This is a genomic window from Paenibacillus sp. CFBP 13594, assembly GCF_014842675.1.
GTDB classification, from domain to species: domain Bacteria; phylum Bacillota; class Bacilli; order Paenibacillales; family Paenibacillaceae; genus Paenibacillus; species Paenibacillus amylolyticus_B.
The window spans coordinates 513,286-536,410 of record NZ_JACYVQ010000002.1; the positions used below are offsets into that span (position 1 = coordinate 513,286).

Here is a 23,125-nt window from a genome sequence, read left to right on the forward strand (position 1 = left end):
TCCTGGATCTAATCATATATATCCACATATTCTTCCATATGGAAGATGTGGTATGATAATCTGGATTATTACTTGTCGGAAACATTGCATTCCGTTGTCAGAGGAGCTTAGCATTCCATGTTAAACGAATTGAATCGCAGGAATATTGGCATCTTCGCCCATGTGGATGCGGGGAAAACAACAACCACCGAGCATATGTTATTTGAGAGTGGTGTCGTCCGCAGTCCGGGACGTGTAGATGATGGAACAACAGCCACAGACTCCCTGGACATTGAGAAAGAACGTGGCATATCCGTTCAGGCAGCCATGACCTCTCTGATCTGGAAGAACACCATCATTGACCTCATTGATACGCCTGGTCACATTGATTTTAGCTCCGAAGTAGAACGAACGCTACGGGTAATGGATGGCGCTATTCTCATTCTGTCGGCAGTTGAAGGCATTCAGTCCCAGAGTGAAGCCATCTGGCATGCCCTTCGTTCACTTCGCATCCCAACCATCATTTATATTAATAAAATGGATCGGATTGGCGCATCTGCCCCAGCAGTCATGGAGCAGATTCGTTCCACCCTGTCCCCTTTCGCATGCGAAATCCAAACGTATCAGCTCCATGAAGATTCATTTCATGGCATCGACTCCCTATGGAACCCGAATCAAGATTCTCTGTCCGATGGGACACCTTCCATTCCAGGTCTGGTCGAGATACTTGCCGAGCTGGACGAAGAGGTCATGGAAGCCTACATCCAGGAGACTCCGTTATCGCAAAGGGATCTGAATGAAGCATTCCTGCGGTATGTGCATCAGGGTGAGCTTTTCCCCGTGTGTTATGGTGCTTCCGGCAAAGGAATTGGCGTCACGGCATTGCTGGACGCGGTCCTTGCTTTTCTGCCGCCACCTGCCCAACCTGTGGATTCTCCCGTATCGGGTGTTGTGTTCAAGATTGAACGTGACCGCACAATGGGACGCACGGCTTACGTCCGTATGTATGGTGGCAGCTTACACAATCGGGATACCATCCATAATTCGACGCGGGAGCTTGAAGAGAAAGTGACACAGATTCGCCGCATGGATGGACGGAAATGGGCGGATACCGGTGCCGTTCACGCGGGACAGATTGCTGTGCTGTACGGACTGAGTGACACACATGTGGGTGACATTATCGGCAATCCTGAGGGTGTACCTCCTCTGCCACAGATGGCTGTACCTTTGCTGACCGTACAAGTACATGGCAAGGACCCGGCACAGTACCCCGATCTTGTTGCAGCATTGCAAGAGTTGACGGATGAAGATCCCTTACTCGACCTGCAATGGTTGCCGGAGGAACGAGAACTGCATCTCAAGGTCATGGGAACCATTCAGCTTGAGATTTTATCCAGCCTGTTGCTGAGTCGTTTCGGATTGGATGTCGTGTTTGATCCGCCATCCGTCATCTATAAGGAGACACCCCGTACAGCCGGAGAAGGTTACATCGCCTATACGATGCCTAAGCCCTGCTGGGCCGTCCTCCGCTTCAAGATTGAACCTTTGCCTCGCGGAAGCGGTCTGATCTATGCCTCGACCGTAAGGACAGACGATCTGCTATTACGTTATCAAAATGAAGTTGAACGACGTATTCCGGAAGCCTTGTCTCAAGGTATGCTCGGTTGGGAAGTAACCGATCTGCGCATCACGCTGGTAGAAGGGGAACATCATGTCTGGCATACACATCCGCTGGATTTTGTTGTAGCCACGCCTATGGGAATCATGGATGGATTGTCGAGAACAGGTACCACGTTGCTGGAACCCCTTCTTCAGTTCCGGCTGACGGTCCCCGAAGAATACGGTGGTAAGGCCCTTAGCGATCTGGTACATATGCGGGCAACCTTCGAAGCCCCCGTCATTGGTAGCGGACGTTGTATTATTGAAGGAGTTATGCCTCTTGCCACCTCAATGGATTATCCGGTGAAACTGCGTTCCGAGACAAGTGGCCGCGGGGTGCTTACGACTTCGTTTGCCGGATATCAGGATTGTCCTACGGATGTGACTCATGCTCGCAAGCGCAGAGGAGTTAACCCACTGGATCAATCGAAGTATATTTTAAGTGTACGAAACGCGATTACATCATAAATGGAGTTGAACCTGTGCTTATTAAATTTCTTATCTTTGGCCTTCTATGGCGGATTGTAGGTAATCCGTTCATTGCCATCCTCATTTTACTCGTTATACTGTATTTCCTGGATCGTCGCTATGTTGGCGTATTCCCAAGCTTCACGAAACCTCTGAAACGTATGCGTAACATCTCCCGGCTTCGGCAACAACTTGCTATGAGCCCCAATGAAGTTTCTTCCAAGCTGGAGCTGGCTCGCCTGCTGATTGAGCGCAAGCGTTACAATGAGGCACATACGTTATTGCTTGAATTGGAGCGCCCATACGAACAATCGGCTGAGTATTGGGAGGCACTAGGAACGACTGAGCTTCATCTGGGCAACATCGAAAAAGGCGAACGTCATATTTTGCAAGCCCTCGAGATCAACCCCAGAGTCAAGTACGGACGTCCATACCTAACCCTTGCTGGAGCCTTCAAAGATACGCATGAGGACAAAGCGCTGGATTATGTGCATCAGTTTCAGGAGATTCATTCCTCTTCCAGTGAAGCTTATTATCTGCTTGGCTCGGTTCACCGTTCCCTTGGGCGCAATGCAGACGCGAAGCAGGCTTACGAGCAATCGTTGAACGTCTATCGTTCGTTACCCAAATACAAGAAACGTCAGGAGCGCCGCTGGGCTGTCCGCAGTTGGTTCCGCAAACGTGGATTATAATTTCATCCGCTATGCGCTGTAATTTGCATATATCACTCTGCTAACCAATAAAAGTGCACTGATCTCTGCCCTCGTATGAGCAGAACCAGTGCACTTTATTCTTAACAACGATATTAATACACCAATATCTCACGCAGTCGTTCTTCATGAAGACGCATCCAGTCCATCCGCAGTTTGAGTTTCACAATCTGCTCCACAGCCACTTCCGGCTCATCTGTACCTTCAAACATCCGACTGATGAAATGCATGACCACATCCAGACTGCGCAGCAAAATCAATCGAGGTATGGCCAGCAACTCTTCCGGTTCCAGGCTGACCTGTTCCCGAAATCCCCTGATCAGTCCCTCCTGTGCCTGCCACATCCAATCTTCACTCTTGTCCATGGTCAGAAGGTCAGACATTGGAACAGCTAACTCCATGACCCGCAAATCCCATGTCGCAAATTCAAAATCCAAAATGGCACAGATTTCACCATCCTGCTGATCTGCCAATACATTCGAAGCATTCACGTCTCCATGGACCAATTGATGCGGCAACTGTTCCATTCCCCGCAGAGCTTCAAACAGATCTGGTAGCCCATCCCTCAGTTGTTTCAGCTCATGCGCACATGCGACCAATTGCTCCGGCGGCGATGCACATAGCTGTAATAATCGTTCTGGTGAACAGAGCGGATACGAATCCTGAATTCGATAGTACGGTGGATATACAGGATCAAGGGGTATATCCAGCGTTGCCATAACAGAAGACAGGGCCCCCGCCGCTTTACCGAGGCCAAATAATTGGTCTGGCTTATGCCAGATGGGATTGACACCTTCCCGATAATGAAACAGCGTTGCAATTTTGGTATGACCTGTGAGGGGATCTTTTACAGGAAGGAATGTATCTCCCTCGCCAGATAACAGTCTAACAGGTGAAGGAGTATCAAACTTAAAGTTCGAATGTTGGAGGGCTTCCAACACCTCGTGTTCAAAGGTGATTTTCATCGGATCATTATGTGTCTCATATTGTCTCATGACGTAACTCGTCCCGTCTATATGGAGCATGTAGGTAGAATTATTCATCCCACCCTTTCCACGCTCACCTTTCCAGTCCGATGTGAAACCATATGAGGCCAACACTTCGGATATACGTTGCTGCTCTGAAGGATGGAGGAAACCGGAATCGATATTTTGCACCAAAAATTAACCCCTTTATCTCACAAAATGGAACTGTCTTCTATTTATCTTAAAGGAAGTCCATCGCTCGGTCTAGTTCTGTTCCAAAGTGATCAAGAGAACGGATAATATCCCGTCCGATTAAGCTGCTCTGCAATGACACGATATCCTCTTGCATTGGGATGCACTCTGTCCCAGAACAACAGTTCACGCTCACGACCTTCAAACCTGTCATACACCTGAGCACACGCATAGTTGCCTGATCCCGCTCCATTCAAAAACGAATTATATTGGCGCACCCAGTAGGCAGCTTCCGTCGCTTGTGGATACGGGTTGTACAATCCGATGGATCGGACCATATACTCATGGTTACCCTTTAACTGCCGAATGTGCCGCATGATCTGGGATACATTACTGCGGGTTTCTCCGAGCACCTGTGTCATTTTGCTGGCATTTGGAATGCCATTACTTGCTTTGAACGTACGAATCAGATCATTCCCGCCAATAGATATGGTAATGATATCCGCTTCACGGAGCGATTGCCGCACTCGGGGATGCGAAGAGATCATCTGCAACATTTCCCCCGACGTCAGTCCATTTACGCCCATATTTTCCATGGATACAAACGTACGAACATTCATTTCTGCCATTCGCCGATATAAAGGAACAAAGCCGGTGCCCAGCAACGCTCCTGTACCTACCGTTAATGAATCTCCTATAGCCACATATCGATATACCATCCCGTCGCCCCTCTCTGCTGTGATGTCTCTGAACAATAATGAACTGCTCTATATCTTATGATGAGAGGCAAGACAAGGCGCGGGATGGTGTCCTTAGGCATGTACCTTTCTTTTGCTGCATAAAACCATATTTCTTCTCTGTAGAGGAAGAAAAAGAAAAAAGCCCTGCCGCATAACGCGGCAGAGCCTAATCCATTGCAATGCATTACATGCCTATGGTTCGATCCGAATCAACGGAATCTGATTGTTCCTTGTTCGGGAACGGCCACCAGTTGGCCCGGCCAAACATCTTCACCATCACTGGGACGAAGAATGGCAGGAACAGCAGAGAGTACAAGATCAGTCCGCTAAGGACTACTGTGGCAATCTGCATCATCGAGAGAACACCGGATGGATACATCGCAGCAAATGTACCGCTCAGAATGACCGCTGCAGATAAAATGACGGTTCCCATGTTCTTCATCGCGTACAACATCGCATCCTGTACCTTCATGCCTTTGTTCTCATTGAAACGGTCCATCAGGAAGATGCTATAATCCACACCAAGTGCAATCAGCATGACAAATCCGAAGAACGGAGTAACCCAGCTGATGCCTGCAAATCCGAGGATATTAACAAAGATCACTTCGGTTAAAGCCATCGATGTGAAATAAGCCAGTAATAAGGAAACGATCAGATACAATGGCATAATGACCGAGCGAAGCAGCACAACCAGAATAATGAATGTACCCGCCAGCATCAACATTACAGTACGTGTATAGTCGTTATTCGAGATCTCCTGCAGATCTGCAAACGTACTCGTAACGCCACCTACGGCGATGTCTGCTTTTTCAAGCGTACTGCCTTGTACCGCGCGATGTACTGCCGCCTCAATGTCAGGAACACGATCAATGGCTTCTGTGCCGTATGGATTTTCGGCGAAAATAACATCAATCGTCATCGTTTTCCGATCTTCGGACAGATACGTATCAAACACCTGTGTGAAGTCTTTGTTGTTCAGTGCTTCTTCAGGAACGTACCAGCCTGCCAGATCCGAATCAGGTGAATTTTGCAGTTGGGTCAGATAATCCTGTGCCGAATCCAGTCCCCCGGATACCTGTTTAATACCATCGACACTTTGATTCAATCCATCTGTCAGTTGTGTCAGCTGACCACTCAGATCGGAGAAGCCTTGCTGAATTTTCTCCTGACCACCCTGAAGCTGGCCAAGTCCATCCTGAATGGAAGGAATTTCGCTAATCACTTTACCCTGACCATCCGCAGCCTGTTTGAGACCGGATTGCAACTGACCGATTCCCGTTACAATCTGGCTCAGGCCATCGGAAAGTGCCTTTTGTCCGGCTGCTGCGGAGGCAAACCCTTCATTGGCCTGATTAATTCCAGCTGCGGCTTCTCCAAGCTTGGTCTTAATCTGACCCAAACCTTGAGCAAGCTGCGCTGTGCCAGAACCGGTTTCACCAATCGTGCCTTTGATACGCTGGTAATCAGCATCTTGCTGCAATTCAGGATAACGCTCTTCAAGTGCTGTGAAGGATTCGGACAGACTCGTTAGGGCTGTTGAAACCCCGTTCAGCTGTTGTTCCAGTTCGCGGGTTCCATCCCCCAGCGCAGCGACCCCTGCTCCCGCCTGACGATAGGCTTCAAGCAACTGATTGTTCGCCTGCGCAAGCTGATCTGCACTCGTTTTCGCTTGCTGGAGTCCTGCTTTCAGATCCCCTGCACCTGCGGAACCATCTCGAATGCCTTTTTCAATCTGCCCAAGTCCCTGACTGAGTTGCGTGATACCCGATTGCAACTGGGAGGTTCCTTTAGTAAGTTCACCTGCTCCATCAGCAGCTTCTTTTAACTGTGGTTCATTTTTACTTAGCTGACTGCTGGCTTCACTCAGACCATCACGGATTTTGTCCAGACCCGTCTTGCCTTCACCCAGTCCATCCGATAATGTTCCGACTTGCTGTGTAACTTCAAAATCTTTAATCTCATCCCCCGTAGGTCGTGTCATACTACGGACACCAGAGACTCCGGCTACTTTCTCTACTTCCCGGCTAATTTTCTCGGCAACGGCCATATACTTTGCATTATCCATCGCTTCATCGTTCTGGATGACGATCTGACCCGGCAGCGATTCACCCGGACCGAAGCTGTCAGAGATAATGTTAAATGCTTTTACGGAATCATATTTCTCGCCAATCTCATCGAGACTGTTGAACGACAGTTTGCCATCGTAGGTTGCCAGAAGAGGCACACAGACCGCTGCAACGATGAGCAGCGCAGCCCATGGACGTTTAAGTGAAAAGCGACCAGCTGCACCATAGATCTTGCTCTCCGCATGTTCAAGTGAACCCTTCGACGGCCAGAATAACTTCTTGCCCAGCACCGCCATGAAGAATGGTACGATGGTCACCAAGGCGAGCATCATCACAGCAATACCTACAGCTACGGCAACCGCAGAGCGGTACAACATAAACTGGGCAAATCCGATCGCAATGAATCCAACCAGCACAGCTAGTGCTGAGAAGAGTACCGTTTTACCGGCAGTACGATAGGTCGCAATGATGGCATCCCACGTATTCTCATGATGAGCCAGTTCTTCCTTGAACCGACTGATCAACAGGATGCAGTAATCCGTACCAATCCCAAACATGACGGCGACCATAAAGATCTGCGTAAATGTGGATATCGGGAAGTCCATCCCATCCACCAGGAATGCAACAATCTGTTGCGATACAATGTAACTGATCCCCACCGTCAGCAGCGGGACAAACGGAGCTACAAACGAACGGAAGACCAGGAACAGAATGAGCAAAATAAAGACAACGGTAATATATTCCGATTTCTTAAGCCCCTCTTGGGAACTCTCAATGGTGTCCTCATCAATCAGACCTTTACCGGTTATGTAGTGCTCCACATTGACGGACTTCAATGCTTCATTCAGGTCTTCCCGCATTTCCTTGACCGTACGATCTCCCTGATCAATGGATAGCGATGTAAGAATCGTTTTGCCATCAGCTGAGATCATCTTCTCTGAAAGTTCAGGCTGAGAGAAAGGTTCCAGAATGGACAGAATGCCCAGCTTCTCCTTGTCGGCCTCCAAGTTTTTAACAGCCTTCTCTGCCTCTTGTTTCCCCGTGGTACCCAGACCTTCCGGATTATAAAATACAAGAGCGATCTGGCTGCCTTGCTGTTCTCCCTTTTGCGCTGCAGCTTCATTCAAAATTGCTGCTGCCTGGGTGGAAGAGTACCCTTCCGGAACCGAAAACTGTCCCTTTTCCCGAATCAGTTCACTCATGTTAGGGGCGGTAAACATCAACACGGCAGCTACAACAACCCATAGCCCCATTAACCACCATCTTGCTTTTAGTATCGCTCTCATTCGTTCTCCTGTCCTCCTTCATGCGTTAGCAAAGCTGCAAGCTTCTCAAAAGATTCAATGAAAATTCGAACCTCTTCCGGTTTAAAATGAACCAGATACGGCTCCAGAATCTGCTGTATTTCCTGTTCTGTTTCCCTGTATACCTGTCGTCCGGTATCCGTCAGTGTCAGATATACAACACGGCGGTCACGCTCATCCCCGGCGCGATGGACCAGATCGCGATCCACCAGCTTGTTGACCAAAGCGGTAATGCTGCTCTTGCCTATGCACAGAAGCTCTGCCAGATCAGAGGGTGTGCAGGAAGGTTTCTCTTCAATCAGACGAAGTGCGCAGAACTGATCGGTCGTTATGGTCTGCCCCACTTGTTCACGTATCCGGGTATCAAACCGCTTATTGACCAGAAAGGAAGCATCCAAATAGCGGTTCACCAAACTTTTAGCATCCGGTGTATTCATTTTTCATTCTCCTTTCCCGAATCTATATAGTTCACTTAACGAACTATTCTTCTGTGAAACTATTCTATAATGAAACAATCTCACAAAGCAATACTTTTTTCCTGCTTTTTAGATGAAAACGACAAAAAAACAGGACGTCCGACTCAGCTTATTGCCAAATCCAACATCCTGTAATGATTATAATCCATATATTTCTTAAAGTAATAAAATGCCTCTGTGCTACTCTTCGTCTGTATCTTCCTCTTTTTCAAGCACACAACGGAATCGCTCCACACCTGGGTATAATTCACCCAGACTATATACCACGAACCCCGTATTCCGATAAAACTCGACGGCTTCCAGCTCCGTCTCAGCGATCAGTCTATCGGGATTGTATGTTGCCAACAGTTGTGAGATCATACCACGTCCATAATTTTTAAAGCGGTTTTCAGGCAAAACCGAGATATGATGAATGGTAACCTCACTGGTTCCTGTCTTCTCATATCCAATGAGACCGATCAATTGTCCCTCATCTTCGTAACCGGCCATCTGCAGTTCGTCTTTCTCTACATATTGTTGCAACGCACGGTTCAAGTGATCCGGATCAGGAAAGACCGAATAGGACAGCAATTCCTGTACTTCCGGCTCCCGTATGCGTGATTTCAGATTAATTAACACCTTGATTCCTCCTATACCTTGCTTGTTTCCGTTATCGTATTGTAGTCGTTAGCCTCTAAAAGTTCAAGTCGTGTGCCGATTCAGCTCCGATTGAAGCACAGTTGAGATGTTATCCGATACGTTGATCTGCGCCAAATGATAAGCATCCAGCAGTGCGCCCCCAACTGCCAACAAGTCACTGGTTATGTACTGAATTCTTTTCCCATCGGGCCTGTAAGCAACATCCAGTCCTTTCTGAACAGCCTTCACCATATATGGTGAACTCAGACAGCTTCCGGTAAGCGTCATGGACACTGTGGGCTGGTCGAAACAGTACGCCAGCATGAGGATCCCCACAACGGCCGTATCGGCAGCCGAGTCGCACACCCTAACTGCGAGGGGAATATTCCGGGCAGCAGCTTCCGTCACCATAGACGCCATCTGACCAAATTTCCGGTTGGTCGCCTGTTTATTTTCGGCAAAACCGGCTATCCCCAGCGCAGCGAGCTCTAGAATTGAGGCAACATTCCAATATTTCAACACCTGCTCAATCCAAGCTTGGTCCTGCGGCCCATAACGCCCCGCGAGGATGGAATGCACTGTGTCATAAGCTAAAAAACGTGCTGCTGTCGGCGCATAATGACCGAACTGATCGTTGCGGAGCCAAGCTCCCTGTTCGGTTCTGCCAAGGATCAGAGATCCTGTTCCTCCAATAGCGACAATGCCTGGCTCACCGTCGAAGGCCGCTGTATGTGCGATGTGTGTATCGTTTACCGCACTGATCCTGCCTGTAATCCCCGTACGAGCGAGTAATGCCTCCGCCCAAACTGTATCTTCAGGCTCATTCAAGCCTGCCATCCCTGCCTGAATGGAGGCGATCTGACTCGACTTGAGCCCGGCTTCAGTTATCGCTTCAGCGATACCCTCCAGCACATTTTGCTCAGCATTGGTATCGTGATAGCGGTTGCAACCATTCTTTTGTACATAGGATAAAATCTTCCCGTTCTGATCTGCGACAGCCACACGCGTGTGACTCCCTCCTCCATCCATCCCTATTACATATGTATTCATCCTTAACGATCTCCCTTCAGACCACACATTAAGACTGCCGGGTCCATTGTCAGGTCCCGGCAGAGAATTTATTGCTTTTGCACAGCGAAACGAAGCAGTTCACAACGAAATTGTGTCGGTTCATCATACTTTTCCTCTTCAATCGTCTGTGTAACGTGTTCCTGAAGCAGAATATTCCAGCCTTTGTAGGCATCCTCCAGTATAGCAATCGCCTCGGCTGTGGGCAGGTTCAGCTCAATTAATGGTTTAATCTCCTTGCCTGTATTGATTTCTTTTTCCTCCACATTGGTACTCATGGTAATACAATGAATGCCCCCTGTACGAGTTCCGGCCTGTAACCGGTCTATCGCTTCCATAAAGGCTTGCTTATTGGAAACATGTTCCAGACAAGAACAAGCAGCGATATAATCAAAATAGTTTGGCTCCATAGCATAATGTTCAACATCTGCTTTCACTGCCTGCACGATATGATCAACCTGATATTCTTTCGCATACTTGCGAAGTCCATCTACGGCCTCATCCAGTAAATCCACACCGATGACTTCACTGTTCGTTTTTGCAAGGCGCTGTGCAATCGGTATCGTATGTCTCCCAACTCCGCATCCCAGATCGAGGACACGCAATTCCTCCTTGTGAGTAAGTAAACGTTCCAGCATATCCATCACCATAGGCATGGGCCTCGACATCCAGGTACCGGAGGCGAATAATTCATTATTCTGATAGAAGTTGGAATGATAACCTGCCTCTGCTTTTCGTGCAGCCTCAAATTGTTCGTTTCCCATCAAGATACCCCCATCGTTTAGTAAATGATTTGCATCTTCTACTTAATACCCAGATTGTCACAAAAAAATCAATTAAACGCCGCGCCCCCTTGATCATGGGCATACCTATAAACACAAGGTCATCGCATTACTTGGCCTCTGAACTTTCAGGTACGAAGCACGAAGGCAACAGATTTTTCTTCATAAAGGATTCCAGTGCCGCCTCATATCCAGTGCGATCAACTTGAAACGCTGTGCCATGACCCGCACGGGGGACGGTCAGCAATTCCTTTTTGGTTGGGCAAGCTTCATACAACCTGTATACCATTTCGGTCGGTACAAACGTATCAGCCTCACCGTGGATGAATAACACGGGAACGTTAACTTTGGCAAGTTGCTTGAGTGCCGAAGCCTCTCTGAAGGAATACCCTGCTTTCCACCGGGAGATCAGACTTGTGACAGGTATAAACGGAAATGCAGGAAGCTTGTATAATTGCTTTAACTGGAACGTCAGTTCTTCTTCCACGGATGTATATGCACAATCAGACACAATCGCTTTAACCTGAGTCGGCAGGGCTTCACCACCTGTCATCAGTACGGTTGCTCCTCCCATGGATATGCCGTGCAATAAGATTTCCCCTTTTGTACCCACTTTTTCAAGCACCCAGTTGCTCCACTGGACATAATCCTTCCGATCTAACCAGCCAAAACCGATGATGTCACCTTCGCTGCGGCCGTGACCCCGATCATCCGGCATTAACACGTTATACCCATGTTTTTCAGCATAAAATCGGGCAAAACCAGCCATTTCTCTACCTTTCCCCGAATAACCATGTGCCAGAATAACCGTCTGATCCGACCCTTTATTGGAACCGACCCATGTACCATACAGTTTTAATCCATCATGTGATTGAAGAGATATCTCTTCTGTAGGCTGAGCATCCAGCCACTTCAGATCAGAAGCACTACTGATGATTTCATTGTCCGGTTCAGGCATCAGATTTGGATTATCCACCAAAAACGTTTTTGGGGTACGGCGAATGGCCGTTTTGAAAAAATAAAGCCCACCAGCCGATAAAAGAGCAAGAATGATCAGTACTAGTGCTGCAAGTACGTAGAATAACATGAACGAGTTCTACCCTCTTTCCTTATTAAGATATGTTCAATCTTTACTTACTCGTTGAAGTGACTCACATGCTGCTTGATAGGCGGGTAACAAAGCATCCAGCAATGGTTCTGCCTTCCGTGATTGACCTTCCTTCGCGAACTGCTCTATCCGGGCAAACAAAGTTGATAAATAACGAATCCCTAGGCTCAAGCTCCCTGATTTCAGATCATGGGCTACCTCGGTTGCAGCAACATGGTCACCGGACACAATATGTCTGCGCAGCACCTCAATTTTACCAGGTGTATCGGTACGATACATGTCCAACAACATACCAAGGAGTGTACGATCACCATCGGTGTTTAATTCCGCAATCTCATGTACGATGCTCATATTTAGTACCTCGGTCGGTTCGGAAGATTGCTGCCACTTCTCGATCATCTTACTCAGAATTTCCAGCGTGAAGGGTTTGCCAATAAAGTCATTCATCCCGGCTTCCATACACTTGTCTTTCTCTCCCTGCATGACATTACCTGTCATTGCAATGATTGGTGTGGTATGACGCATTTCATCCATTTCTATCGAGCGGATTTTGCGTGTTGCCTGTAAACCGTCCATCAATGGCATCATATAATCCATGAGAATCAAACTGTATTTTTTGCTGAGAAAAGCAGCTATTGCCTCTTCCCCATTCACTACAGCGTCCACTTGGGTTATTCCCAGTTTTTTGAGTTGCAACATAACAAGCTGCCGGTTGATAACATTATCATCGGCTAGCAATACAGATATAGAAGGAGCTTCATCATCCATATCACGCCCCTGATGCTCTTGAGCGGAAGCAACAAACTGGTTAGCGGACTGGTTACCGTCTTTCTTACCAAGTGTAAGTTCGAACCAGAATGTTGATCCTTCACCCTCCTGACTGTCTACTCCAATCTGACCTTCCATCAGTGTAACGAGCGACCTGCAGATCGATAATCCAAGGCCCGTTCCTCCATACTCACTTGAGCGACCTCGTTCAGTCTGCACGTAGGGTTGAAATAACTGATTCTGATCTTCTTCCGAGATACCAATCCCCGTGTCTTCGACTTCAAGTCGGATCATTTGTGTAATCTCATCATCTTTCATAAGGGTGACTCGTATCCGCACCGTTCCTTTTGATGTGAATTTGTTCGCATTCTGAATCAGATTGATCAGTATCTGTGTAATCCTCGTTGAATCCCCTTCAAGAAGAGTAGAGATTCTGGGGTCACAGTCTATCGATAACTGATTTCCGTTCTTTCTGACTTGGGGTTCGAGCAAACGAACAATATAGTTTATCGTCTCTTGAAGGTCCACTTCTCCCAGTTCAAGTCGCATCTGCCCCGCCTCAAGTTTGGACAGATCCAGAAGATCCTGAATCAGCTTAAGCAGCAGTTTGGCAGCATCCTGTATAACGGAAACGGAATTTTCCTGTTCTTCAGACAATGGAGACAACTTCAGCATCTCAGCCATCCCCAATATGCCATTTAATGGCGTACGAAAATCATGACTGATGCCTGCAATAAATGCGATTTTTGAATCACCTGCATCTACTGCTTGCTGACGTGCAGCTTCAAGACTGTTATTGTTCTTTGCAAGCAGACGATGGAGTGTCACCAGTTCATTATTCATCTCCGAGAATTCCGCAAGTGTCCGTTCCTCTTGCTCTTTGCTTCGGATCATCTGATCCGATAACTGCTCAATCGTTCTGCGTAGCCTCTGTATCTCTCCGCTCTCATTAGACATCACATCATCCCTCTCCTAATCCCTAACCATATCCAGATCCAGATGATTGCATGTAGCTGGCTGAGCCAATAATTGTTCTGCAACCGCAACTGCCTCATCGGCTCCCGGAGCATAACCGTCGGCTCCTATCGTTTTCCACAAATCCTGATCAATATTAAAAGGATATCCCCCGACCATAATCTTCACATGTGCCGTTGCCGGATGATGACGAATAAGTTGAATCAATTCTTTGGCCAGATGAAGGTGATACGTCATCGTAACTGAAATCGCAACAACATCCCCCTGATAGCGCTCTATAGCCTCGACTACACTTCCATTAGGAACATTGGCTCCCAGATAGTGCGTATCCCAGCCTTCCATCTCGAACACATCTGTGAGCATACGCAGTCCGATCTCATGTTGTTCACTGCCTACACAGGTGGCAACCAACCTTTTACCCTGACCTGTATGAATCAACCAGCGAGAATAGAGACGTGATATGAATGACTGAGTCGCTGCCGTACAAAAGTGTTCTTGCCCCACACTGATTCGATGGCATTGCCACAATCGCCCAACTTCATATTGGGTAGGCTGAAAAATATATCGATAAATATCACGAATCGTCACCCCAGCTTCTAACTGAGCTTCAATGATTTCGAATGCTTCTTTCCGTTTATTCTCAAGCAAACACTGCAAGTACGATTGCGCAGCATCTCCATATGGCATGGATTCGTTGATGTAACCCGCCTGTGACTCCAATTGTGTTGTTCTATATATTCCCATATCCAGATAATCGAGCAGAAGCGCCTTTGACGGATGGTCAAATTCTTCTTCCAATGTCTCTCTAATCAGATTGAGATTAATCGCCAGGTCTTCTTGTGATACCTTATAACCTTCAAGTAGAACTTTCAGCCAGGCAATATAATGAGTAAACAGGCCTGGACTCTGTACGAGTGCACTTTCTGCCAAATAGTTCAAGCTATACTGAGAATCCTGTTTGGTTCGCATTTTTCCGTTCTCACCAAATCGCTCAAGTAAATCGGGCTGTCTGAGATACTGTTTCTCCGTTATTTTGTCAGCTAAGTTCCCCGATTCCTGGAGTAAACGTTCACCTGCTTCTTGATGACTCATAGATGCACCCCTCCTCTACCCGCATCACATCTCCATCATCATTCGTGACTAATCCAGAATGAGATCGATGTTAGCTCACTTGCAATCGGGATAGGTTCTTCTACTTGTTCCAATCCATCCATTCCGCTCTTAAAAGTTCTGTTCCATTATACATGAATTCCTGATGATCATGTGTTTAACGCCATGCATGTATAGAATAATCTTCCTATATTATGGAGGGCCTTGCAAGTAAGTCAGCCAGTATACTGTACTTTAAGGTTCCACAAAAAAACTGACCTGCGTTATGAACGCAAGTCAGTTTTCCCTTCTGCCGCCAGTCCCAGCTTCTTCAACATCTTAATCGCATCCACTTTCTCGGAAGGGTCAAGTCCCTCCAAAGCATCAATGATAACCTGGTGATGTTGAGGAAATATCTGTGTGAACAACTGTCTTCCTTCCTCGGTTAATTCAGCGTAAATGACACGCCGATCTTCCTTGGATGGCCGACGAAACAGCAGATTTTTATTTTGTAACTTATCTACAACATAGGTAATATTACCACTGGACATTAACACCTTCTCACCAATCTTTTGCAATGCCTGTGGTCCCTTATGATATAACAAGTCAAGCACGCCAAATTCTGTCGTATTCAGACCATGACTCTGGATGTCCCGATTGGAACGTGAGGTCACAGAATTGTAGGCACGAGCAAGAACCACAAATAATTGTAAAGACAGTTCCCGGTTGTCCTCCGTGTTCGGCATTTCAATAATCCTCCATCAGTTGTTTACATTTAGGCTCGTATGAGGGGCCAGCCTCTGCTCCCACTCCTCACGGAGCATCCCCATACGAATTGAATCATAGTACTGCCCGCGAACGATACGACACTTCCGCATTCGCCCCTCTACTTGTAATCCGGCTTTTGCAGCCGCACGCATCATACGTTCATTACCAGACCAAGTAGTCAATCCAACCCGAACCAAAGGCATCTGTTCGAACAAATGACTTGACCACATGACAAGTGAGCGTGTGCCAACCCCGCGTCCCCACTGGACAGATCTGTATATTACAATCCCCATTTCCAGCCACATGGATAACTCATCTTCTATGTAATAGCTGATTGTACCCACAATTTGTCTGTCGGATTCAATAATACGGATTGAAACGGGTTTGGAATCGCCTGCATCTACATCCATACGTTTGAGCATACCTTGTTCAAAACTTTCATAACTTTCGTGTTTAAGTGGGTAATAGGGTGCATCCCATTGCTTCCATTCAGGTACATCATCACTATAGATCAATTCATAGAGTTCTTTCAGATCCTGTTTCTCCACACACCTGAGTACAAGTTCACCATCCACGATTGGTAGTTCTTTCATGAAATGCAACGCACCCTCTTCCATATTAAGAACGATGAAGCTCTTCGATACTGCCGTCCGCGTTGGCAAGAATGACTGTGCTAGCCATATCCACAAATAGTCCGTTATCCACAACACCTGGTAACATGTTCAATTGAACATTAAGGTTCGCAGCGTGATCAATCGCTTCCATATGACAATCCGCTATCAGGTTTCCGTTGTCTGTCAGATAACGTTGCTGTCCATCCATCCGCCACTGTGGTTGACACCCCAATTTTTCGAGCGCCTGGAAGGTCCACTCCGAAGCAAATGGAACCACCTCAACTGGAAGCGGGAATTTCCCCAACTTTTGCACGGCTTTGCTGCCATCCGCTACAATAATCAATTTGTCACTATTGGCCGCCACGATTTTCTCACGCAAAAGAGCCCCGCCGCCCCCTTTAATCAGGTTAAATTCGGGATCCACTTCATCAGCGCCATCAATGGTCAGATCCAGACGTCCAATCTGGTCAAATGGGACAATGGGAATCCCCCATTCACGAGCAAGCTTGTCCGAAGCCTCTGAAGTGGCAACCGCTTGAATGTTTAATCCATCACGTACCCGCTCACCGATCCGGCAGATGGCATAATAAGCTGTTGAACCTGTACCCAATCCAACCTTCATTCCATCTTCAACATATTCTGCCGCACGCTCTGCTGCTATCTGTTTAAGATTCATCTATAAACCCCCGCTGCTCATAATTTGAGAAATGCATATGTAGTTATTATAGATAAAACCGCTTCCGATGTATATCCGTGCCTTATGTTGCATCTTTGCATCATATTTTTGTTTTGTTGAAGGATGTATTTTTACCCACCATGTTATAGAATACAGAATGAAGCTAAAAAATGGGAAATTTTAAAATAAACAGTTCTAAATACCTATAAACCATCTGATATGTCCATAAATACGTAAAATATTAAAAAAAATTTAACGATACTATTCAATTTAACGACATTTTATACGACATATTAATTATAGATGTGTTTTAATAATTAGACACCTATGGTTCATACGGTACATAAGTCTCTACGAAAGCGACTGATAAACCAAGACCATGGTCGCATAAATTTCCTTTGGAGGGGATCACGGAATGATCTAGTTCACTGTACCAATGCAACCCTAAAGTTTCTTAATTTAAAGAAGATCAGGAGTGGAATTTAGTGAAATCATTAAGTTGGAAAAGCATGTCGTTTTTCTCCAAAAATTTGTTACTCTCATTTACGAATATCGTTATCATCGGGGTAGCACTTATCGCAAGCAGTTACTATTTTCAAAAAACAGTTCTTGTTGATCAACTGCATGGACAGGTGGAACAGATTACCAAAAAGTGGGCTGAAGATATCAATCCTACCGAGGTACAAGCTGCTATTGCGGAAGGTAGCTATGATGGAGCAACACAAACGAAATTACGAGCGTATTTCGATGAGATGCAAGAATATTATCCTAACATTGCACAAGCCTACATCTTCGGTGTTGAGCTCGGTGGCGATAACAAGAGATTAACTTCCCTTGTAGCGATGCCGACCAACCTAAGAGAGGCTTTTCAAAGTGAGAACGTAAATATTGGTGACATGTATGAGCAGCCGGTCGTTGTAGCCAATGCACTGAAAGAAATGCTTAATACGGATCGCCCAACATTCACAACATTTTATTCCGATGATTTCGGAACTTGGACAACCATTGCATATCCAATCAAAGACAGCAACGGTAAGATTTTCTCATATTTTGCCATTGATGCAGATGCATCAGCCGTACCCGCGGGACTAAACTCCTTGCTCAAAAACGGAATTATCATCCTTGTGGCCTTCTTGCTGTTATTCCTGATTATCCAATACCTTGTCGTTAAAAACACACTCTCCCCTATCCGTCACTTGATCAAAGGAATTGATGACGTGAGTCGGGGTAATTTGAATGTCAACATTCCGACAGGAAAAGACGATCTGGGACTCGTTAATGAGAAGTTCAACACCATGGTTCGCAAAATCAACGATACTATCGTTAAAGTGCAAATCACATCACAAGAAGTAAATCAGTCTGCCAAAGAGCTATATGAAGTTTCCGAGCGCAACAGTGAGAATGCAGATTCTATCAATAATAATGTGACTCAAATCACTTCCAACATTCGTTCACAGGAACAGGCAACCCGGGATAGTGCACGGGCCATGTCCGAGATGGCTACCGTAATCCAGACGATTGCCAGCAGCTCGGCAAGTGTAGCGGATGAAGCCTATGAGATGGAACGTCGTTCACAACAAGGTAACAGCGTTGTCCGTCAGGTATCTGAACAGATGAATCTGATTACGGAATCAGTTAAGAATACCGCTTCTGCCATTGAGGTTCTGGAGAGTCGTTCACAGGAAATCGGTGATATTCTCAATATCATCTCGGGTATCTCCAGCCAGACTAACTTGCTTGCTCTTAATGCTTCCATTGAAGCAGCTCGTGTTGGTGAAGAAGGAAGAGGATTTGCAGTTGTTGCAGGTGAAGTACGTAAACTTGCCGAGCAGTCTGAACAAGCGACCAGCCAGGTTGGCGTATTGATCCAAGAGATTCAAGCTGGAATTAAACAAGCTGTACGTGCAATGGAACAAGGTACGTCAGAAGTAGATACAGGACTCAGCGTAGCCGATCAAACAGGACAACTTTTCGAAGATATTTTAGAAGCAGCGAAAAAAGTATCTAATCAGATTCAGGAAGTATCAAGCGCGACGGAAGAAATCTCTGCGGGTACGGAGGAAATGACCGCTACAGCGGACGACTTGTCTTCAAGCGTAAGTAAGACAGCAAACAGCAGTGAACAAATTTCCTCATCTGTTGATGAGCAAAAAGCATCTTTGATTACACTGGTAGACTCCTCCACACGTCTTAATACCATGTCTGAGGAACTCCAAGAATTGATCTCTCATTTCAATGTAAGCAAACAATAATTCAAATCCACAAACATTCGGTTTGAACCAAGGAGGAATAACTGAAGTGATTGAAAACCAACCATCTTCTTCCCATTCCATGGAATCTAGCTTGCCCGTTCTGCAGATTCCACTGGATTTTGGGCGACGTCAACAATCATTCTCTTATCAGTCTGCTCAAATCACATTACATGCTTCTCTGAGCCGTGAACTTAAACAGAAGTATGGAGAACAGATGGTGTACCCGGTACTCCTCTCAGCTTATGCAGCCTTGTTATTCCGATTGTCAGCTGAACAGGAACTTGCCATAGGTATACTTTCTCCCGATCAGGCAGCATCCTATCTTTCATTACAGATTCAGGGGAAATTGACCTTCAGCCAACTATGTCATCAGGTTTCAGAGCAGCTCAAGATTGAATACACGTTGCAAAACGGTGGATACCCTGAATCGTTTTTTATGCTGAATAGTGTTCAGTTGCCTCAAGCTCCTCAAATATTAAATTGGAACGTTCGAGGTGATCAAAACATGCTCATCCTCGATCTGTTCTATGATAGTTCACTGTTAAAAGAGTCTACCGTGCTGAGATATGCAGAATATTATCAGACTCTTCTACTCGCCCTTGTGCGTGACGGTGAGAAAGCAATCGGTACTGTAGATATTCTTTCCGCCTCAGATCGATTGCTTTACCGTGAAATGAATGATACTTCCGTTCTCGAACCAGAGAATCAGACGGTTCATGGCTGGTTCGAAGCAACGGCCGCGGCATATCCGGATTCACCGGCGATAACATCGCCATCCAAAAGTTATACGTACAGGGAATTGAATGAACGAGCTAATCAGGTTGCACGTGTTCTGTTATCCAATGGATTGCAGAAAGGTGAATTCGTGAGTATCTTTATGGATCGAAGTCTGGAGACCATCATCTCCCTTCTTGGTATTCTGAAGGCAGGTGGTGCATATGTTCCGATCGATCCTGAGCATCCACAAGAACGTAACAGTTATATCGTGGAAGATACGGCGTCCTCATTCGTGCTGACAACAGAGGCTTCTTATGCCCAAGCTTCCAGCTTATTCTCCAGTATAGCTACGGTCCGTCAGATTCTCGCTGTGGATGGTCGTTTAGCCGGATTTGCAGCAAGTAATCCCAATCTGGATATTCAGCCAGATGATCTTGCGTATATTATCTACACGTCAGGGTCGACCGGTAAACCCAAAGGTGCACTGATTGCCCACCGGGGTGTAACCAATCTTGGCAGTGTGGTTCAGCGTGATTGTGACATTCAACCAGGTGATGTATTAACTCAGTTTGCTACATACAGCTTTGATGCTTCCGTGTGGGATACCATTGGCGCCTTGTTCTATGGAGCAGAATTATATCTGTTGTCTGCGGAAGAACGGGTATCCGTAGAAGAATTCGCAAGTGCAATTGAACGGACAGGAACAAACATCATTACGATACTGCCTACGATTTTCTTCAATCAGCTTGCTTCCTACTTATCCGATGAAGGTTTCCACAAGCTGGCCAAAGTCAGAATCATTACTGTAGCCGGAGAAGCGCTCTATGGTGAACAAGTTCGTGCCTTCCAGCGCAAATTCGGAAACCAGATTGATATTGTCAATGTGTACGGACCTACCGAATGTACAGTAGCCACAACTACTCACCGCATCAGTGAGCAGGTTCCCGAACATGTGGTGAACATCCCTATCGGTAAACCGATTCATAACTACAAAGTATACATTGTGAATGAAGAACAACAGCTCTGTCCGGCAGGTGTACCTGGTGAGGTATATATTGCTACCCCTGCATTGGCCAAAGGTTATCTGAATCAGCCAGAACGTACAGAGCAAGCATTCATTGAGAACCCGTTTGCGATAGGTGAGAAAATCTACAAATCTGGCGATATTGCCAAATTGCTGGATACCGGGTTACTGGAATATGTCGGTCGTAGTGACTCACAGCTAAAAATTCGTGGTCACCGGATTGAGATCGGGGAGATTGAAGATCACTTTGCACGGCTTGATCAGATCCAGAACGTTGCCGTCATTCCGAAGAAAGAATCCGATGGACAAAATATGCTGGTTGGTTACTTTACATCGAAAGATGGCAGTACCCTCTCTGTTTCGGACATCAAAGCAGAACTGACGGAGAAACTACCTTCTTATTTTGTACCAAAGTGGATCTGTCAGCTGGATGAAATGCCGATTGCCCCAACTGGAAAAATCAATCGCAAAGCGATGGTATCCCTGCCTCATGTGGAACGATATGAAGATCGCCCTGACCGGGTCATGCCTGAGACGGAGACGGAATCCATTATCCTGGACGCATGGAAAGAAATCCTTCAGCACGATGACTTCGGTGTCGAAGACAGTTTCTTCAATATTGGTGGTGATTCACTCCGGGTCATTCATGTACTGGTCATTCTGAAGCCACATTATCCACAGCTGAAAATTGCCGACTTCTTTGCCGAGAAAACAGTCCGCGCTCTCGCTCGTCGTGTGGAAGTATTGTCTCTCAGTGCTGCAGAAGTTACGGATTCAGTGGTGACCGATGGTATGATTACACAATTATCCGAACACCCTGTGGAGTTAACAACCCAGTTAGGGTATCCACTCATTCGTGAACCTGAGCATGTGTTACTGACCGGAGCGACTGGTTATCTGGGCTCTCATGTGCTGCAACAGTTAATTCTGAATTCCAGTACACGAATCTACACCCTCGTTCGTCGACCATCCAATGGAATAACTGCAATGGAACGTTTGACTAACGTGCTGGAAGGTTATTTCGGCAAACAACTGACTGACCAGCTCTCCACTCGTGTGGAGATTATTGAAGGGGATCTCGAACAACCTAATCTCGGTCTGTCCGCTGAACAAACGGCTTATGTTCAGGATCGAATTGACCGTGTCATCCACTGCGCTGCAGACGTACGTCATTTTGGCGATGCCGATCAGTTCGCCAAAACAAACGTGGAAGGAACGGTGGCTTTACTGGATCTGATTCGCAGCAAACCTGGTGCTTCCTTCCACCATGTATCCACGATGGGTATTCCGGAAGATCTGGCACTCAGCGGACAATGGGAATCTTCCCTGCAATATGATCGGTTCCCGGCTGATTTGCATGTGGACAACCTGTATTCGGACAGTAAGCTTGAAGCCGAGAAAGTGCTCATGATTGCCGCCGAGCAAGGTGTACCTGTCAGCATCTATCGTGCAGGTAATCTCACTTGCCACTCCGAAACTGGACGCTTCCAGTCCAATATTGATAGCAACGCCTTTTATCGTATGATCAAAGCGATGTTATTGCTCGGCAAGGCTCCTGCGGCTGACTGGATGGTTGATTTTACACCGATCAACTATGCAAGTGAAGCTATCGTTCATTTGGCCTTACGTCAGGATACCGCCGGTCGTGTATTCCACATCTGTAATCCGGAGCCCATCCGCTATGATGAGCTGATCCTTTCTGTGAATCGGGCTGGTTACGAAGTTGAAACGCTACCATTCGCGGATTACACACGTTGGTTGTTCGATGCCAGCATCAGCAAAGAGCCGGAAGCTCTTCAGTTGGCTATTGCACAGCTTGAAGGCGACGGCGCGAAGGACTCAGCATATGTCTATGCTTGCCCTGTCACAACAGCTTATGTGGAACCTGCTGGCATCTCATGTGCAAAAACAGATGATCACTTCATCTCCGCCATGTTAGACTATGCCGTTCAGATTGGATATTTCCCGTCTGCAATCCGGCGCCATAACGGCACTTCTACAGCAATGGAGTAAGTTCACTTTATCACTAGCATTTAATTAATAAATAAGGTCACATAAAGAGAAGCCATCTATCATCATTCACTGACGATAAGATGGCTTCTTTTCT

At 46.5% G+C, this 23,125-nt stretch carries 17 protein-coding genes; 4 read left to right on the forward strand and 13 right to left on the reverse strand.

Annotation, left to right across the window (positions count from 1 at the left end):
- The first annotated feature begins 117 nt into the window (after positions 1-117).
- Complete coding sequence (locus IFU39_RS09775) at positions 118-2,106, forward strand: elongation factor G (RefSeq protein WP_192132387.1); 1,989 nt, start codon at positions 118-120, stop codon at positions 2,104-2,106.
- Positions 2,107-2,120: 14 nt separating this feature from the next.
- Positions 2,121-2,798 (forward strand): tetratricopeptide repeat protein, encoded by a 678-nt coding sequence (locus IFU39_RS09780; RefSeq protein ID WP_091017381.1) that lies wholly within the window; start codon positions 2,121-2,123, stop codon positions 2,796-2,798.
- A 113-nt stretch (positions 2,799-2,911) separates the two neighbouring features.
- Here the strand turns inward: IFU39_RS09780 and IFU39_RS09785 are convergent, their stop codons facing one another.
- From IFU39_RS09785 to rpiA, 13 genes are all read right to left on the reverse strand, one after another.
- The gene (locus IFU39_RS09785; RefSeq protein WP_192132389.1) at positions 2,912-3,973 is read right to left on the reverse strand and encodes a phosphotransferase; all 1,062 of its coding nucleotides are present in this window, start codon (positions 3,971-3,973) and stop codon (positions 2,912-2,914) included.
- Positions 3,974-4,065: 92 nt separating this feature from the next.
- Positions 4,066-4,692 (reverse strand): GDSL-type esterase/lipase family protein, encoded by a 627-nt coding sequence (locus IFU39_RS09790; protein ID WP_017689264.1) that lies wholly within the window; start codon positions 4,690-4,692, stop codon positions 4,066-4,068.
- Between the two features lie 205 nt (positions 4,693-4,897).
- The gene (locus IFU39_RS09795) at positions 4,898-8,065 is read right to left on the reverse strand and encodes an MMPL/RND family transporter (protein ID WP_091017384.1); all 3,168 of its coding nucleotides are present in this window, start codon (positions 8,063-8,065) and stop codon (positions 4,898-4,900) included.
- On the reverse strand, positions 8,062-8,520 hold the full coding sequence (locus IFU39_RS09800; RefSeq protein ID WP_091017386.1) for a MarR family winged helix-turn-helix transcriptional regulator: 459 nt from the start codon (positions 8,518-8,520) through the stop codon (positions 8,062-8,064). Before IFU39_RS09800 ends, IFU39_RS09795 begins: the two co-directional genes overlap by 4 nt.
- A gap of 219 nt (positions 8,521-8,739) precedes the next feature.
- Positions 8,740-9,177: a GNAT family N-acetyltransferase gene (locus tag IFU39_RS09805; protein WP_091017388.1), complete on the reverse strand. Its 438-nt coding sequence runs from the start codon at positions 9,175-9,177 to the stop codon at positions 8,740-8,742.
- A gap of 63 nt (positions 9,178-9,240) precedes the next feature.
- Positions 9,241-10,227: a BadF/BadG/BcrA/BcrD ATPase family protein gene (locus tag IFU39_RS09810; protein WP_192132391.1), complete on the reverse strand. Its 987-nt coding sequence runs from the start codon at positions 10,225-10,227 to the stop codon at positions 9,241-9,243.
- Positions 10,228-10,295: 68 nt separating this feature from the next.
- Positions 10,296-11,009: a class I SAM-dependent methyltransferase gene (locus tag IFU39_RS09815; RefSeq protein ID WP_105598170.1), complete on the reverse strand. Its 714-nt coding sequence runs from the start codon at positions 11,007-11,009 to the stop codon at positions 10,296-10,298.
- Between the two features lie 127 nt (positions 11,010-11,136).
- The gene (locus tag IFU39_RS09820; protein ID WP_192132393.1) at positions 11,137-12,114 is read right to left on the reverse strand and encodes an alpha/beta hydrolase; all 978 of its coding nucleotides are present in this window, start codon (positions 12,112-12,114) and stop codon (positions 11,137-11,139) included.
- A 36-nt stretch (positions 12,115-12,150) separates the two neighbouring features.
- On the reverse strand, positions 12,151-13,860 hold the full coding sequence (locus IFU39_RS09825) for an ATP-binding protein (protein WP_244660953.1): 1,710 nt from the start codon (positions 13,858-13,860) through the stop codon (positions 12,151-12,153).
- Positions 13,861-13,875: 15 nt separating this feature from the next.
- Positions 13,876-14,970 carry a cobalamin B12-binding domain-containing protein gene (locus tag IFU39_RS09830; RefSeq protein ID WP_105598167.1) on the reverse strand — a complete coding sequence of 365 codons (1,095 nt, stop codon included), beginning with the start codon at positions 14,968-14,970 and terminating at the stop codon, positions 13,876-13,878.
- A 281-nt stretch (positions 14,971-15,251) separates the two neighbouring features.
- The gene (locus tag IFU39_RS09835) at positions 15,252-15,713 is read right to left on the reverse strand and encodes a MarR family winged helix-turn-helix transcriptional regulator (RefSeq protein ID WP_091017397.1); all 462 of its coding nucleotides are present in this window, start codon (positions 15,711-15,713) and stop codon (positions 15,252-15,254) included.
- Between the two features lie 15 nt (positions 15,714-15,728).
- The gene (locus tag IFU39_RS09840) at positions 15,729-16,328 is read right to left on the reverse strand and encodes a GNAT family N-acetyltransferase (RefSeq protein WP_244660934.1); all 600 of its coding nucleotides are present in this window, start codon (positions 16,326-16,328) and stop codon (positions 15,729-15,731) included.
- 25 nt (positions 16,329-16,353) lie between these two features.
- A complete protein-coding gene (gene rpiA, locus IFU39_RS09845) occupies positions 16,354-17,025 on the reverse strand; it encodes a ribose-5-phosphate isomerase RpiA (protein ID WP_091017399.1) in 672 nt (223 codons plus the stop codon).
- A gap of 509 nt (positions 17,026-17,534) precedes the next feature.
- Between rpiA and IFU39_RS09850 the strand changes: the two genes are divergently transcribed.
- Positions 17,535-19,277 (forward strand): methyl-accepting chemotaxis protein, encoded by a 1,743-nt coding sequence (locus IFU39_RS09850; protein WP_091017767.1) that lies wholly within the window; start codon positions 17,535-17,537, stop codon positions 19,275-19,277.
- A gap of 79 nt (positions 19,278-19,356) precedes the next feature.
- Entirely contained in the window at positions 19,357-23,031 is a 3,675-nt protein-coding gene (locus IFU39_RS09855) for a non-ribosomal peptide synthetase family protein (RefSeq protein ID WP_197997759.1), read from the forward strand.
- The last annotated feature ends 94 nt before the right edge of the window (positions 23,032-23,125 follow it).

What these genes read in the sequence shown, in the direction of transcription:
- IFU39_RS09775 (WP_192132387.1), top strand. Translation starts at nt 118, where the DNA reads ATGTTAAACGAATTGAATCGCAGGAATATTGGCATCTTCGCCCATGTG.
- IFU39_RS09790 (WP_017689264.1), bottom strand. Translation starts at nt 4,692, where the DNA reads ATGGTATATCGATATGTGGCTATAGGAGATTCATTAACGGTAGGTACA.
- IFU39_RS09795 (WP_091017384.1), bottom strand. Translation starts at nt 8,065, where the DNA reads ATGAGAGCGATACTAAAAGCAAGATGGTGGTTAATGGGGCTATGGGTT.
- IFU39_RS09800 (WP_091017386.1), bottom strand. Translation starts at nt 8,520, where the DNA reads ATGAATACACCGGATGCTAAAAGTTTGGTGAACCGCTATTTGGATGCT.
- IFU39_RS09810 (WP_192132391.1), bottom strand. Translation starts at nt 10,227, where the DNA reads ATGAATACATATGTAATAGGGATGGATGGAGGAGGGAGTCACACGCGT.
- IFU39_RS09815 (WP_105598170.1), bottom strand. Translation starts at nt 11,009, where the DNA reads ATGGGAAACGAACAATTTGAGGCTGCACGAAAAGCAGAGGCAGGTTAT.
- IFU39_RS09820 (WP_192132393.1), bottom strand. Translation starts at nt 12,114, where the DNA reads ATGTTATTCTACGTACTTGCAGCACTAGTACTGATCATTCTTGCTCTT.
- IFU39_RS09825 (WP_244660953.1), bottom strand. Translation starts at nt 13,860, where the DNA reads ATGTCTAATGAGAGCGGAGAGATACAGAGGCTACGCAGAACGATTGAG.
- IFU39_RS09830 (WP_105598167.1), bottom strand. Translation starts at nt 14,970, where the DNA reads ATGAGTCATCAAGAAGCAGGTGAACGTTTACTCCAGGAATCGGGGAAC.
- IFU39_RS09835 (WP_091017397.1), bottom strand. Translation starts at nt 15,713, where the DNA reads ATGCCGAACACGGAGGACAACCGGGAACTGTCTTTACAATTATTTGTG.
- IFU39_RS09840 (WP_244660934.1), bottom strand. Translation starts at nt 16,328, where the DNA reads ATGAAAGAACTACCAATCGTGGATGGTGAACTTGTACTCAGGTGTGTG.
- rpiA (WP_091017399.1), bottom strand. Translation starts at nt 17,025, where the DNA reads ATGAATCTTAAACAGATAGCAGCAGAGCGTGCGGCAGAATATGTTGAA.
- IFU39_RS09850 (WP_091017767.1), top strand. Translation starts at nt 17,535, where the DNA reads ATGTCGTTTTTCTCCAAAAATTTGTTACTCTCATTTACGAATATCGTT.
- IFU39_RS09855 (WP_197997759.1), top strand. Translation starts at nt 19,357, where the DNA reads ATGGAATCTAGCTTGCCCGTTCTGCAGATTCCACTGGATTTTGGGCGA.